At 63.3% G+C, this 14857-nt stretch carries 11 protein-coding genes and 1 pseudogene; 8 read left to right on the top strand and 4 right to left on the bottom strand.

Going from position 1 to position 14857, the window contains the following annotated elements; all coding sequences use genetic code 11:
* Positions 1 to 270: 270 nt before the first annotated feature.
* Entirely contained in the window at positions 271 to 507 is a 237-nt protein-coding gene (locus THL1_RS10435; protein WP_069083201.1) for a glutaredoxin family protein, read from the bottom strand.
* Between the two features lie 113 nt (positions 508 to 620).
* A complete protein-coding gene (locus tag THL1_RS10430; RefSeq protein ID WP_069083200.1) occupies positions 621 to 1178 on the bottom strand; it encodes a TetR/AcrR family transcriptional regulator in 558 nt (185 codons plus the stop codon).
* A 153-nt stretch (positions 1179 to 1331) separates the two neighbouring features.
* Between THL1_RS10430 and THL1_RS10425 the strand changes: the two genes are divergently transcribed.
* The 4 genes from THL1_RS10425 to THL1_RS10410 all read left to right on the top strand — a co-directional run bounded on the left by THL1_RS10425 (position 1332) and on the right by THL1_RS10410 (position 5115).
* Positions 1332 to 1925: a glutathione S-transferase family protein gene (locus THL1_RS10425; RefSeq protein WP_069083199.1), complete on the top strand. Its 594-nt coding sequence runs from the start codon at positions 1332 to 1334 to the stop codon at positions 1923 to 1925.
* A gap of 17 nt (positions 1926 to 1942) precedes the next feature.
* Entirely contained in the window at positions 1943 to 2869 is a 927-nt protein-coding gene (locus THL1_RS10420) for a pyridoxamine 5'-phosphate oxidase family protein (RefSeq protein WP_069083198.1), read from the top strand.
* Positions 2870 to 2873: 4 nt separating this feature from the next.
* Positions 2874 to 3740, top strand: a complete 867-nt coding sequence (locus THL1_RS10415) for an MBL fold metallo-hydrolase (RefSeq protein ID WP_069083197.1) — start codon at positions 2874 to 2876, stop codon at positions 3738 to 3740.
* Positions 3741 to 3846: 106 nt separating this feature from the next.
* Positions 3847 to 5115: an OprD family porin gene (locus THL1_RS10410; protein WP_069083196.1), complete on the top strand. Its 1269-nt coding sequence runs from the start codon at positions 3847 to 3849 to the stop codon at positions 5113 to 5115.
* Between the two features lie 338 nt (positions 5116 to 5453).
* On the opposite strand, the gene THL1_RS10405 is transcribed toward THL1_RS10410, so the two are convergent.
* Positions 5454 to 6662, bottom strand: coding sequence for an ammonium transporter (locus THL1_RS10405; RefSeq protein ID WP_069083195.1), 1209 nt, complete (start codon positions 6660 to 6662; stop codon positions 5454 to 5456).
* A 354-nt stretch (positions 6663 to 7016) separates the two neighbouring features.
* Between THL1_RS10405 and THL1_RS29570 the strand changes: the two are divergent.
* From THL1_RS29570 to THL1_RS10390, 4 genes and pseudogenes are all read left to right on the top strand, one after another.
* Positions 7017 to 7175: pseudogene (locus THL1_RS29570) on the top strand (DUF883 family protein); the annotation flags it as partial.
* Between the two features lie 337 nt (positions 7176 to 7512).
* Complete coding sequence (locus tag THL1_RS10400; RefSeq protein ID WP_069083194.1) at positions 7513 to 8685, top strand: EAL domain-containing protein; 1173 nt, start codon at positions 7513 to 7515, stop codon at positions 8683 to 8685.
* A 118-nt stretch (positions 8686 to 8803) separates the two neighbouring features.
* Complete coding sequence (locus THL1_RS10395) at positions 8804 to 10135, top strand: deoxyguanosinetriphosphate triphosphohydrolase (RefSeq protein WP_069083193.1); 1332 nt, start codon at positions 8804 to 8806, stop codon at positions 10133 to 10135.
* A gap of 25 nt (positions 10136 to 10160) precedes the next feature.
* Positions 10161 to 11225 carry an FUSC family protein gene (locus tag THL1_RS10390; RefSeq protein ID WP_069083192.1) on the top strand — a complete coding sequence of 355 codons (1065 nt, stop codon included), beginning with the start codon at positions 10161 to 10163 and terminating at the stop codon, positions 11223 to 11225.
* 10 nt (positions 11226 to 11235) lie between these two features.
* Here the strand turns inward: THL1_RS10390 and THL1_RS10385 are convergent, their stop codons facing one another.
* Positions 11236 to 14856 carry a transporter substrate-binding domain-containing protein gene (locus THL1_RS10385; protein WP_069083191.1) on the bottom strand — a complete coding sequence of 1207 codons (3621 nt, stop codon included), beginning with the start codon at positions 14854 to 14856 and terminating at the stop codon, positions 11236 to 11238.
* Position 14857 lies beyond the last annotated feature (1 nt).

The raw sequence follows: 14857 nt of genomic DNA, 5'->3' as shown, positions 1-14857 counted from the left end.
TCTTGTATGCCGACATGTATGCCTCGAAATCGAAAAGCGAATAAAACACATAAAAATCAATAACTTGCAGATCAAATTCGAATCCAGTCGCTCGACCAAACCCCGAAAAACCCGCCTTCAAGGCGGGTTTTTTATTGCCTGCGATTTCTCACCGGCACATGCCCCGGCGGGAGATTTCATATCGCCCCTCGACTTTTCATTCGCAGATATCGCCTGTCACCTGGAAACGGGCGATGCGCATTTCATGGCGGCTGAGTCAGCAAGCAGCGATCAGGACAGGAAGGACGCCACCGCAGTCGCATCGAAGGGCCAACCCAGCTCACCGCCAGTATCGCAGCGGCGCAGGACCGGAATGCGTAGGCCGTAGGCGTCGACCCATTCCTCGCGGTCGGCGATGTCCACCAACTCCACCATCAGGCCGCGTTCGACGAAGGGCATGAGCACGCCTTCCGCGACCTCGCAGAGGTGGCAGCCGAGGGTGCCGAAGAGTTGGCATTCAGGAAGCATCGGGACGCGCCTCGAAGAACAGCGAGGCGCGAATTTTAGCATGGGGTCGAGCCGCCGTGGCCCGACCGTCCGCGGCGCCTGGCAAGGGCGTCAGCCCTCAACCTGCCACTGAATCAGACGCCAGCGGCACGCAGCAATTGTTCGGCGGCCTCCTTGGCCTCCTGCGCCTGGTCAGTCGGCCCCTCGATGTGGGCCATGCTGAGCGCCCCCTCCATCAGGTACTGCAGCTGGCGCGCCAGGCGCTCGGATTGCGGCACGTCCAGACACTCCAGGGCGGTACGGAAGTACTGCCGGGTGCTGGACTTGTAGGACGCGGCCAGGCGATGCACCGGGTGGTCACGGTCATGGAATTCGGCGGCCGCATTAATGAAGGCGCAGCCGCAGAACTCCTCCTGCTTGAGCCACTCATCCAACCCATCGAATACGCGCAAGATGGCCTCGCGAGGCGGCAGGTGCTCGAAGGCCCATGCCAGCCGCTCGGCCGCCGGCGCGAAGCGTGATTCCAGGGCAGCCATGATCAGCTCGTCCTTGGACTTGAAATGCTTGTAGAGGGTCATCTTGGCCACGCCGGACTCCGCCAGGATGCGGTCGATGCCGGTGGCATGGAAGCCTTCGCGATAGAAGAGCGCGAGAGCCGTGTTGACCAGTTGATCGCGTTTACTCGATGCCATTGCAGCCTCCTGAACCGCCGCATTATGCGCATCCACCCTGATCGGCTCAAACCGCGCGGGACACGGACTCCGGGGTGACGCAAAATTTGCCCTTGAAATATACAGACAGGTCTGTCTACTATCCAGCAAACATTCCAACGCAAGGGACTCGCCATGCAACTCCATGACTTCTACCTCTCGGGTAACTGCTACAAGGTTCGGCTGTTTCTCGGCCTGATCGGACAGTCTGCTGAACTGCTGACGGTGGACCTGCCCCACGGCGCGCAGAAGCGCCCCGAGTTCCTCGCCCTCAACCCCCGGGGACAGGTACCGGTGCTGGTGGATGACGGCCAGCCGCTGGTCGACTCCCAAGCCATCCTCGTCTACCTGGCGCGACGCTATGCGGATGCACAGTGGTACCCGCTGGATGCCGTTGCCCAGGCGCAGATCGCCGGATGGTTGAGCCTGACCGCCAACGAGATCCACAACGGCGCGGCGCGCGCACGGGTCGGGCTGAAGTTCGGCCGTTCGGTCGATCTGGAAAACGCCCAGGCCCTTGGTCGACAGGTGCTGGAACTGGTGAATGCCCATCTGGCCAATCGCGCCTGGCTGGTCGGCGAACAGCCCACCATCGCCGACGTGGCGGTCTACCCCTACCTGGCCATGGCCGACGAAGGCGGCCTGGACCTGGCGCCCTATCCGTACCTGCACGCCTGGTTCGTGCGCATCCGCGCCCTGCCCGGCTACCTCGACCTACCCCACTTCTAAGGGGCCAGGAGGTCACCATGAACAGCCCCTTCCACCCCGGCGAACAAGCGATCCAGGCCCGCATCGGCGTACGCGAGCAGGTGGAAGCGATGGGCAGCCGGATGATTCGCGACCATATGCCGGAGCAACATCGCCTGCTCTTCGCCCAACTGCCCTGGCTACTGGTCGGCAGCCTGGACGGCGACGGCCAGCCCCAGGCATCGGTGCTCTGGGGCAAGCCGGGCTTCGCCCATTCGCCGGAACCCAGCCTGTTGCGGATCAACGCTCGCCCGGAAGGCGACGATCCGCTGGCTGCGAACCTGCGTAGCACGGTGCGGCTGGGCCTGCTTGGCCTGGAAATGCCAACGCGACGGCGTAACCGCATGAACGGCCCGCTGGTGGACAACGACGGCGAAGGCTTCACCGTCGCCGTGCAGCAGTCCTTCGGCAACTGCCCGAAGTACATCCAGACCCGAGACTGGCGCTGGGAGGCCCGCACTGCCGGCCCGCTGGAGCAAGGTGATGGTCCAGACCCACGCTGGCTGGAGCTGGTCAATCGCAGCGATACCCTGTTCATCGCCAGCCAGCACCTGGACCCGGAAACCGGTGGCGTGGACATCTCCCACCGCGGCGGCATGCCAGGCTTCGTGCAACGGGGTGAGGACGGTCGTCTCTGGCTGCCGGACTACAGCGGCAACCAGATGTTCAACACCCTCGGCAACCTGTTGCTGGAACCCCGTTGCGGCTTGCTCTGGGTGGACTTCGCCAGCGGTGACCTGCTGCAACTCGAAGCCCGTGCGGAAATCTTCTGGCCGAACCAGACCGGGTCAGGCACCCCGCCCGACCTGCCGGGTGCGGAGCGCCTTGTAGCCCTGACTCCCGGCCGCTGGCGCCTGCGTCGCAGCCGCCTGCCGCTGGCTTTCGACACTGCACATCCCTCTCCTTTCCTGCCCCAAGGACATTGATTTCATGCGCCTGCATTCGTACCTGCTGCTGTTCCTGCTCGGCACCCTCGGCTTCACTGCCCAGGCCGAGGGCCTGCGCTTCGCCCTGGTGAAGACGTCCGAGACCGAAACCCTGGACACCTTCACCGTGGCTGATGGCAAATGGACCGAGAAAGTTAAGGTCAACCATGTAGCCGTGCTGATCCAGCACCATGCGGCAACCCTGCTCTTTGATACCGGTCTCGGTCGCCAGGTGGACAGTCAGTTCAGCAGCGAGATGCCAGCATGGAGCAAACCCTTGATGCAATACGGCACGGTGACCCCAGCCCGCGACCAGTTGGACCGTGATGGCATCCAGGTCGACCGCATCATCCTCAGCCATGTCCATTGGGATCACGCCTCGGCCCTGGCGGACTTCCCCGAAGTCCCGGTCTGGGCACCCTATGAAGAGATCGAGTTCACCGAGATCGCCACGCCGCCGGCGATCCTCCCCAGTCAGTTCGCCCATGGCGTGGAATGGCATCCCTTCACCTTCCTGCCCGTGCCCTTCATGGGATTCGAGGACAGCCTCGACCTGTTCGGCGACCGCAGCCTGGTGCTGGTCCCGTTGAGCGGCCATACGCCAGGCTCCGTGGGCCTGTTCCTGACTCTGGAAGACGGCCGGCGCTTCTTCTTCACCGGCGACGCCAGTTGGCGCCTGGAAGGTTTCACCGGGCCGAAGGAGAAATTCTGGGTCAGCCGCCGAATGCTCGACAACGACCGCGACGCCACGCGCACCCAATTGCAGAAGGTTCATGACCTGCTCCGGCGCGAACCTGGGCTGACCGTGGTACCCGCCCACGACGCTGATGTGCAGGACCGGCTCGGTTACTACCCGCAGTGGGTACAGTGACCTCCCGACCATCGTCTAACTGCAAAGAATGTAACGAAATGATTTAGTCAAATCGTTGTAACAGGACGACCCGACCGACCTGCAACCCAACGAGGAGACAATAACAATGAGCAAGACCTCGCTTGCGCGAGCCGTGGCCTTGGCCGCACTTGGCGCCAGTATCACCCTGCCGGGCGTGGCCCAGGCCGAGTTCATCAAGGACAGCAAGGCCAGCCTGGAGCTCCGCAACTTCTACTTCAACCGCGACTTCCGCCAGGACAACGCCGCCCAGGCCAAGGCCGAGGAATGGGCCCAGGGTTTCCTCCTGCGCTACGAATCCGGCTACACCGAAGGCACCGTCGGCGTGGGCGTCGATGCCATCGGCCTGCTGGGCGTCAAGCTCGACTCCAGCCCGGACCGCAGCGGTACCGGCCTGCTCAAGCGCGACCGTGAAAGCCTTCGCGCCCAGGACGACTACGGCGAAGTCGGCGTGACCGCCAAGCTGCGCGCCTCCAAGAGCGTGCTCAAGGTCGGCACCCTGTTGCCCAAGCTGCCGGTCGTCCAGTACAACGACTCGCGCCTGCTGCCGCAGACCTTCCAGGGCGGTCACCTGAATTCCATGGAGCTCGACGGCCTGACCTTCGACGCGGGCCAGCTCAAGCAAGTCAACCAACGCGATTCCTCCGATTACGAGGACATGACCATCACCAAAGGTGCCGCCCGCGCCATCACCGTCCGCGGCGGCACCACCAGTGATGAATTCAACTTCGGCGGCGCCACCTACAAGTGGAACGACAGCCTCTCCACCGGCTACCACTACGGCGAGCTGGACGATTTCTACAAGCAGCACTACTTCAGCGTGCTGCATGTGCTGCCACTGGGCGACAAACAATCGCTGAAGAGCGACCTGCGCTACGCCCGCTCCACCGACGAAGGCTCCAGCAACGTCGACAACAAGGCCTTTGGTGCCATGTTCACCTATGCCCTCGGCGGCCACGCTTTCGGCCTCGGCTACCAGAGCATGAGCGGCGACACCGGCTTCGCCTACATCAACGGTACCGACCCCTTCCTGGTCAACTACGTGCAGATTGGCGACTTCGCCAACAAGGACGAGAAATCCTGGCAGGCCCGCTACGACTACAACTTCGCCAGCATCGGCATCCCCGGCCTGACCTTCATGACCCGCTACCTGTCCGGTGACAACATCGACCTGGGCGCGGGCCGCGAAGACGGCAAGGAATGGGAACGCAACATGGACATCGCCTACGTGTTCCAAGAAGGCGCGCTGAAGAACTTCGGCATCAAATGGCGCAACGCAACCGTGCGCTCCACCAACTTTGGCAGCGACATCGACGAGAATCGCCTGATCCTCAGTTACGTGATGCCGCTCTGGTGACATTGCTCCAATAAAAAAGCCCGCCAATCGGCGTAATGCTGTTCACATATGAAAAAAACGCCGCTTGTCCTTCAGCAGGACGGCGGCGTTTTTGTTTTGCAGCTTCAAAAGGTTGTTTATCCGTGGCAGGTATCCCTCGTAGGAGCGAGCTCTGCTCGCGAACCAGCTACTTCGCGAGCAGAGCTCGCTCCTACAGGGCCTTCATCCTGCTACGGAGGGTTTCCTCCGTCGGGTGGACATTGCTTTTCATGTCCACCATTTGCGGCCGAACCAGGCACCGCTGGTGGATAGAAGAGCGCTATCCACCCCACAACTACCTCGGCCCTGCAAGATCGCTGCTAATCCTGCGAGGTGGCACCGATCTTGTGGATCGACAAGTCGGCGCCGTAGTACTCCTCCTCCTGGCTCAGGCGGATTCCCACCGTGGCCTTGAGCAGTCCGTAGACCACGAATCCGCCCACCAGCGCGACCAGAACACCCAGACCGGTGCCGATCAACTGGCTGACGAAGCTGACGCCGCCAAGGCCACCCAGAGCCTCCTGGCCGAAGATGCCGCAAGCGATGCCGCCCCAGACGCCACACAGACCATGCAATGGCCAAACCCCCAGCACGTCGTCGATCTTCCACTTCACCTGAGTCGCGGTGAACGCCCAGACGAACAGGCCGCCAGCGAACGCACCGGTGACCAGGGCACCCACAGGGTGCATCAGGTCGGAACCGGCGCAAATCGCCACCAGACCCGCGAGCGGGCCGTTGTGCAGGAAACCCGGGTCATTGCGACCGACCAGCAGCGCGGCAACCGTGCCACCGACCATCGCCATCAGCGAGTTCACGGCCACCAAGCCGCTGACCCCCTGCAAGGTCTGCGCACTCATCACGTTGAAGCCGAACCAGCCGACGATCAGGATCCATGAGCCCAACGCCAGGAACGGGATGTTCGAAGGTGCGAACGCCACAAGGCGGCCTTCGCGATAACGGCCATTGCGATGCCCCAGCAGCACTACGGCACCGAAGGCCAGCCAGCCGCCCACCGCATGCACCACCACCGAACCGGCGAAGTCATGGAAGCTGGCGCCGAAACTGTTCTTCAGCCATCCCTGCAAACCGAAATTGCCGTTCCAGATCAAACCCTCGAAGAACGGGTAGACGAAAGCAACGATCAGTAGCGTGGCGCACAGCTGCGGACAGAACCTGGCGCGTTCGGCAATACCGCCGGAAATGATGGCCGGGATGGCCGCCGCGAATGTCAGAAGGAAGAAGAACTTCACCAGGGCATAGCCATGGTCGGCAGCCAATACGCTAGCCGGCTCGAGGAAGTTCACACCGTAGGCGACCCAGTAGCCGATGAAGAAATAGGCCAGGGTCGAGATGGCGAAGTCGGAGAGGATCTTCGACAACGCGTTGACCTGGTTCTTCTGCCGCACGGTACCGACTTCGAGGAAGGCAAAGCCCGCGTGCATGGCTAGCACCATCACGGCGCCCATCAGGATGAACAGGGTATTGGAGCCGTGGATCAGGGTTTCCACGGCACTGTTGAGGTTTTCCATTGGCGAAGGCAACTCCGGCAGCGAGGAAATAGCACCAAAGCAGTTCAAGGCAGGCCCGGCACGCACCATCCTGAAGCCATGCCGCACCGTGCCGGGTCGGATCGAAATCCCCATTTGGTGCATGCCGGCAGGTGCAAGGCGTGTCTCGAAAATACTTTCTCTTTGTTTTTCATAGGGTTGAGCTAACTTCGCCAAACCGGCAGCACCGTCCAGGGCGCCCCGATCCGGCGCAGTTCGACCAAACCGCGCACCACCCCGATGCAAGCGCTGTACCAGCGATCAGATGGAAATTCTGAGTGAACCTTGGGAGAAGGCACCAACTCTTACGGCTTGAGTCCTACAAGGAGTTCCACCATGCCCCGTAAGACCACCAACCGCGCCCAGGACGATTTGCTGGCTGACTTCCAGGCCCTGGTCAGTGACACCGAAAAACTCCTGCAGCACACCACAAACCTTGCCGGAGACCAGGCCGACGAGTTGCGCCTGCAGATCCGCGACAGCCTGAAACGCGCCACGAATCCCTGCTGCTGACCCAACCCGTTCGCCAGGCCCGGGACTTCACGCGTCAACTGGACATCTCCCACGCCCCACTTTGGGGCATTGCCACGATTGCGGTCCTGGGATTCCTGGCTGCCCGCAAAGGCAGCCTCAGGCGCGGCCTGCGACTGGGCAGCGCACTGCTTCCCTTGCTGCAGGCATTGCTGAAGCCTTCGCCACGGGACGGGCCAGGCTGATTCACTGCCGGGAAGGCAACTGGCCACATTCTTGCTACAGGTGAGCGGCCCGTCGCACCAGGCATGGGCATTCTTCTGCGCTCTGCGCTCCCATGGCCTTCCACTAAGGAGTCAACGTGATCGATGGGCAACCGCTCGCCTGCTTCCAGCCCTTCATCGATACCGCTACAGGGCTGATCGCCGGCGTCGAGGCCCTGGGGCGATTGCGCCAGACGGATGGCAGCCTGCGATCGGTCGGCCCCTTGTTCATCGACTCCAAAGTGTCCCCTTCAGCGTTGCGCCGGCTCGACAGGCAGTTGCGCGAAGACGCGCTGCTACGCCTGCACGACGCACCAGCAGAGTGGTTCCTCAGCCTGAACATTTCTCCCCGCTGGATCAGCCGCCTGCGCCCCGGCCAGACCCTGCCCAGCCTCAAGCAACTGCAACGCTTCGGCGTGCCCGCCGAACGCATCGTCTTCGAGATCACTGAGCTCGGCGGTGCCAGCCAGCGCCTGGCGGATGTAGTGGCCCGCTATCGCGAAGCCGGAGCCCGGATCGCCATCGACGACTTCGGCGCCGGCTACTCCCAGCTGGACAGGGTACTGGCCCTGCAGCCCGATATCCTCAAGCTCGACATGCGCCTGTTCCAGGCCGCGGCCCGGGGCGGCCCCAGTGGCGAAGTGGTTAAGGCCCTTGCACAAATGGCCGAGAAAACCGGCTGCTGGATCATCGCCGAGGGCGTTGAAACCGAAGCCGAACTGGACTTCGCACTGGAGTGCGGCGCGCGCTATGTGCAGGGTTATCTGTTCGCTGCGCCAAGCCTGGAGTTCTTCGAAACCGATGCCTTTGTCCATCACTTCGCCCAGCTCCGCGACCGCTATGTGCAGAGCAAGCTGGCCGAGCGTGCGCAGTTGATGACCCTGCGCCGCAACCTCAACCAATTGATGTCCCGCCTGCGCATCTGGGCCGAAAGCGGCGCGCCTGCGTCCAGCCTTTCCAACCCGGAGAATTACCCCTGGCTGCTGCGCATCTACCAGTGCGACCGCAACGGCACCCAGATCACCCCCAACCTGCAGTGGCGCGCGGGCGCCTGGCAGGAAGACCCGAGCTACCGCGGCCACAACTGGTCCTGGCGCCCTTACTTCTATCAACTGCTGGCCGAAGGCTGGGAAGAGCGCCGCCTGACCCTGTCCACGACCTACCGTGACGCCACCACCAACCAGTACTGCCTTACCGCCGGGCAATTCATCGACAACGGCCGCAGACTGCTGTTGGTAGATATCGACGCCGCTTGCCTGGCAATGGATTAGGTTCCATCCGGGAACTGCCCACGCTCGGCGAATTTTCGTGCAGAACCCAAGAGCTGAGCCGTGGGCGATGGGTTGGGTTAGAGTAGGGCCTTCAGCCACTGAACGGCGAGGACAGGCCTTGGACTGGCAGACCCTGCTCACCCGCGAACGCCTCGGCAAACCGGTGCACAGCACCAACGAGCTCGGCCGTAGCCCCTTCCACAAAGACCACGATCGCATCATCTTCTCCGGCGCGTTCCGCCGCCTGGGGCGCAAGACCCAGGTGCACCCGGTGTCGAGCAACGACCATATCCACACACGCCTGACCCACTCCCTGGAAGTGAGCTGTGTGGGGCGATCCCTGGGCATGCGCGTCGGCGAGACCCTGCGCGATACGCTGCCGGACTGGTGCGCCCCCTCGGACCTCGGCGTCATCGTCCAGTCAGCCTGCCTGGCCCACGACATCGGCAACCCACCCTTTGGTCACTCGGGCGAGGACGCCATCCGCCACTGGTTCGAGCAGGCCGCCGCACGGGGTTGGCTGGACGCCATGAGCGACGCCGAGCGAGCCGACTTCCTCAGTTTCGAAGGCAATGCCCAGGGGCTGCGAGTACTCACGCAGCTGGAGTACCACCAGTTCGACGGTGGCATGCGCCTGACCTATGCCACCCTCGGCACCTATCTGAAGTACCCCTGGACGTCGCACCACGCCGAAGCCCTGGGCTACAAGAAGCATAAGTTCGGCAGCTACCAGAGCGAGCTGCCCTTGCTCGAGCAGATCGCCACCAAGCTGGAGCTGCCACGCATCGGCGAACACCGCTGGGCGCGCCACCCGCTGGTCTACCTGATGGAGGCCGCCGACGACATCTGCTACGGCCTGATCGATCTGGAAGACGGCCTGGAAATGGAGCTGCTGGAGTACGAAGAAGTCGAGGCGCTGCTGCTCGGGCTGGTCGGCGACGACCTGCCGGAAACCTACCGCCAGCTCGGCCCGAAGGACTCTCGCCGGCGCAAGCTGGCCATCCTGCGAGGCAAAGCCATCGAGCACCTCACCAACGCCGCTGCCCGCGCCTTCGTCGAACAACAGGACGCGCTGCTGGCCGGCACCCTGCAAGGCGACCTGGTGGAGCACATGCACGGTGCGGCCAAGCGCTGCGTGCTCAAGGCCAAGGCCATCGCCCGCGAGAAAATCCTCCAGGACAAACGCAAGACGCTTCACGAAATCGGCGCCTACACCACGCTGGAGATTCTCCTGAACGCCTTCTGTGGCGCTGCCTTGGAGCAACATGGCGGACGTACGCCATCCTTCAAGCACCGGCGCATCCTCGACCTGCTGGGCCACAATGCACCCGATCCCGCGTGGCCGCTTTATCGGGCATTCATCCGGGTAATCGACTTCATCGCGGGAATGACCGACAGCTACGCTACCGAGATGGCCCGCGAAATGACCGGCCGCTCCAGTCCGACCTGATATCAGGCCCTCAGGAGTCGCCTTGATGCGTAACCTGTTCAGACAAAGCTTGCACTGGCACACGGGCCCACCCGCCTGGGGCCCCGCCCTGATGGCGGGCCTGGGCTGCGGGCTGCCGTTGGTCCTGGGCCTGTTCACCAGCCACACCGGATTTCTTTGGGCCGCCACCGGCGCCTTTCAGGCCGCCCTGGCCAACCCGTTGCACCGCCTTGGCATGCTACGCATGGCCTTGCTCACCGGGCTTGGAGCGGTATGTGCCGGGGTGGGATTCTGGGTCGCCAGCCACCCGCTGCTGAGTCTGGCCAGCTTCGCCCTCATGGGCCTTTTGCTGGCAGCCCTGCAACGTTTCGGGACCGAACTGGGCAAGTTGGGGGCCGGACTCGCGGTCTGCCTCTGCCTCGGCCAGGGTCAGGCGGGGCTGGGCAGCCTGAACAATGGGATGGCGGTCGGCGCGCTGTTCGCCATTGGCGGGCTCTGGGTGATGCTGCTGGCCTTTGCCCTGCGGGCCTTGCACGGGCTGCGCCTTTGGCCACTGCTGCCTCGCCCGGCCAACCTGTCCAAGGTGGCGCGCCGACTTGCTCGGCGCATATCCCAACGGCTCTGGGTCATCCATGCCCTGGCCTGCTGCCTGGCCGGTGCCCTCGCCGGCCTGGCCGTCAACTTGTCGGGCCTGCCTCGCGGTTACTGGCTGACGCTGACCGTGCTGACCACCATTCAAATGGACCTCGACGGTAGCCTGCAGCGCGGCATTCAACGATGCCTGGGCAGCCTGGTGGGCGCGCTGATTCTGATCGGAATTGGGGTTTGGTTGCAGAACCCGGCGCTGCTGGTGGCCTGCATGTTGCCGCTGATCGTGCTCAGCCGCGCATTCATTGCCCAGCATTATGGGCTCTTCGTGGTACAGACCACCGTGTGCTTCGTACTGCTGGCCGAGAGCCTGTCCCGCGACTGGCATCTGCCAGAATTGCGCCTTTACAACTCGCTGCTGGGTACGGGACTAGCGCTGCTGGTAGCGTACCTGGCCCATCGTGCCCGACTGCGTTGGGGCAGCCCGACGCCAAGAATGGAAGAAGTACGCCAAGGTGAATGAGCGGGCAGGTTCACCGCCGCAGATGCTGGGCCAACTCCGCCTGCAGGGCTTCCAGGCTGCCACACACTGCAGCAGCCAGAAAACCCAGCTCCGGCTCCCCTGCACCACTGTGAAAGGCCTCGCCATAGGCGATGCAGTGGGCCAGCAAGGGTTGGGCATCAATGAGCTCGACGGCGCCTTTGACCTTATGCACCAACTGCTCCAGCTCGCCCCAACACCCGGCCTGCAGCAAGCGATCCATCTCGCGCGCATCGCCCCCGTTGGCCCGGTGAAGCTCCCTCAGCAACAGCTGGGCCAGCTCAGGTGAGCCGCCCGTGGTGCGCTCCAGCAGGCCGAGATTGACGCGGATCTGGAGCGCATCGCTTGCACCTGCTTCAGGCGCACCGCGCGAAGGCAACAGACGCTGCAGGTAAGCCTGCAATCCATCCAGGCCAATGGGCTTGAACAGGCAGTCGTTCATACCCGCCTCGCGACAACGCGCCAGTTCTTCCGGCTGAGCATTCGCCGTAAGGCCGATGATCAGGCCGGGCCTCGCACCCAGTTCCCGTTCCTTGCTGCGAATGCGTTGAGCCAGCTCATAGCCATCCATCACCGGCATGTTGCAATCGGTGATGACCAGATCGAAGACCGATCCGCTCCACGCGCACAGGGCTTCTTCGCCATTTTCAGCGGATACGGCGGTTTGCCTGAGGAGTTCCAGTTGCTGAACGAGCATCATTCGATTGACCGGATGATCGTCCACCACAAGTATACGAAACGCCCCCGGCGGCAAATCCACCTCCCCTGGTGTTTCGACCACCTGCGGCAAGGGCTCCAACCTCGGGAGGCGCAGGCTCACAGCGACTCGCGTGCCCTCGCCGGGCTCGCTATGCAGCTCCAGCTGCCCGCCCATCATATCCACCAGGCGCCGACAGATACTCAGCCCCAGACCGGTGCCGCCACGCCCGCCCCCCATGCTGCCCGCCACCTGGGTGAAGGGCTGGAACAGCCGCTGCTGGTCCTCCTTCGCAATGCCGATACCACTGTCTTCAACGACGACAGCCAGTTGCACCTGCTCTTCACCCGCACGATGGGCCTGCAAGCTCACACGCACCTCGCCGTTATCGGTGAACTTGATGGCGTTGCTGATCAGGTTGGAAAGAATCTGCTTGAAGCAGGACGGATCGACCATCACGTCGTCGCGAACGGAAAGGTCAAGGTTAAGGCTTAGCCTCAGTCCCTTTTGCCGCGCCAGGCCGTCGAACACCCGCACCACCGACTCGGTCAGTGCCCGGGGTGAAGCGCGATGGGGTTCAAGCACCATGCGCCCGGACTCGATCTTGGCGATGTCGAGGATGTCACCGATCAACGCCAGCAGGGAATCCGCCGACTCGCGCGCGACCTGGATCGCCTCACGATCCAGCCGCTCGCGCTTCAGGGCCAACTCAAGCATGCCGCTGATCGCGTTCAGCGGGGTGCGGATTTCATGGCTCATGGTGGCCAGAAAGCGGCTCTTCGCCACGTTGGCGGATTCGGCCTGCTCCTTGGCCTGGCGCAGTTCGCCCATGAGCCGGTTGCGCTCGGTGATGTCTAGCCAGCAACAGATCAGCCCGCGAATGGCCTGCTGCCCTCCGGAATAGGGAATAGCCCAGTAAGAAACTTCCAGGGTGCGATCACGCAAGTGCAGACGCTGATCGCGGAACAGCGCCTCGCCCTGCTGAAGGGCTCGCAGGCTCAGGTCCTCCAGCTCATCCAGTGCGTCGCTTTGCAGGTCTTGGACTTCGGTCAGGCGCTTGCCGATCAGCGCCGTTCGAGGAACCCCGACGGCCTCGACGAAGCTGCGATTGCAGGTGATGGTGCGCCCCTCCAGGTCGCGGACGGACAACGGAAACGGGATACCGTCGATCAGGGAGCGCTTGAAGGCCAGTTGATCATTGAGGCGACGCTCCTCCTGCTCGCGCCGGCGGACCTGACGACGCAAATGCAGCGCCCACGCCGCGAATACCATTGCCACCAGCAGGAATACGAACCCCACCTGATAGAGCCGCGCCCGGTATTCGACCCAACTGCTCTCGGCCTCTTCGTCCTTGGTGTACCAGCGGTTGATGATGTTGCCCAGATCGTCCGGGGAAATCGACAGCAACGCCTTCTCGAGGATGCTCTGCAGCTCGGGCTGGTCGCGCGAAACGGCGAAGGCGAAACGGCCCGGGTCCCGGCCGACGGTGTCGGCGATACGGAGCTGCCCCGGGTAATACCGGCTGATCAGGAAAGTGGACGAGGCCATGGCATGCAGGGCGGCGTCGATCTTCCCTTCCGCCACGCTGGAAAGCCCCTGGATGCCGGTCTCGACTTCTTGCACCACCACGTTGGGGTAGTGCTTGCGGATGTACGGGAGCAACGAGTGACCGGCAGGAACAGCCAGCGTACGCCCATCGAGTTCGTCCAACCCTTGCAGGCTGGAATCGGAAGCACGCACCACCAACACGCTGCTCGTGCTGAAGTAGGGCCGTGTAAAGCTGAGGTGCTGGTTTCGCTCAGGTGTGGAGAACAGCGTGGCAGCCATATCGACCCGCCCACTGCCCAGGTCGGCGAGCATGTCCCTGGCCGAGGACCTGGCGCTGATCTCGAACTCCAGCCCCGTCCTTTGCCGAATCAGCTCCAGCAGATCGGATACGATGCCGCGGAAGCGGCCCTGGCGATTGAAAAAGGTAAGCGGCTCGAAGGTTTCATCGACCACCAATCGGGCGGGGCCATGCCGCTCCAGCCAGCGCCTCTCACGCCGGGTGAGCTGGGGGCGCAGGTTGTCCAGGAAGATGCCAACCCCCCCCCCCCAACGCTTCATGATCCCGACACGCTCGGCATCCGGGATTGCAGCAATCGCACTGTCGAGAATACGCTGCAGGCGATGATTGCCTTCGGCCACGGAGAAACAAACGCCCACGCCGTCGAACCCGGCGAAGTTGGTCATGCGCAGGTTGATGAGGTAGCCCTGCCGGATGAGGTAGTTGGCGGCGATGACGTCGCCAATGAAGACGTCGCTCTGGTCGAACGCCACCGATTGCAGGGCGCTGCGCACCGAGCTGTGCCGGATGAGACGTGCATTGGGGTAAAGCTGGCGAAGCAACTCCTGGCTCGGACCTTCAGAGGAATAGGCAAGACGTAGCCCATCGAGACTGCCCGAGGCGGCCCGGCGGTCGTCGATGCGCGTCACCATCACCGGCTGATGCTGCAGGTAGGCGATGGTCTGGATCAGGCCGGGGCTGGCGGCGTCGTTCTCCATGCTGTTGCCCAGGAGATCGATCTTCCCGCTGCGCAGCGCATTGCGCGCCGCCTCGCGGTTCGGAAAACGCAGCACCTGGGCTTCGACCCCGACCGCCTGGGTGATCAGCCGCAGGAAATCAGCAGTCACCCCTTCGTAGTCCTGGCCACTGGCAGTGATGTCGAAGGGCGGGAAATCGGGCTCGCTGGTGCCAATCCGCAAAACGCGCTTTTCACGCAGCCAGCGTTGGTCTCCCGCCTCCATCGGCACCACCATGCCCCGTGACTGGGAACGCCCCAACAACTCCAGGGAGAGATTGTCTTCACCCAGGCAGATCGAAGGCAGCAACGATCCCCCGAGCACGAGCCCGATCAGCACGAGGAAAAGTCGCATG

Source organism: Pseudomonas sp. TCU-HL1, from assembly GCF_001708505.1.
In the GTDB taxonomy this organism is placed as follows: domain Bacteria; phylum Pseudomonadota; class Gammaproteobacteria; order Pseudomonadales; family Pseudomonadaceae; genus Metapseudomonas.
This window is presented reverse-complemented; position numbering and strand designations above follow the sequence as displayed.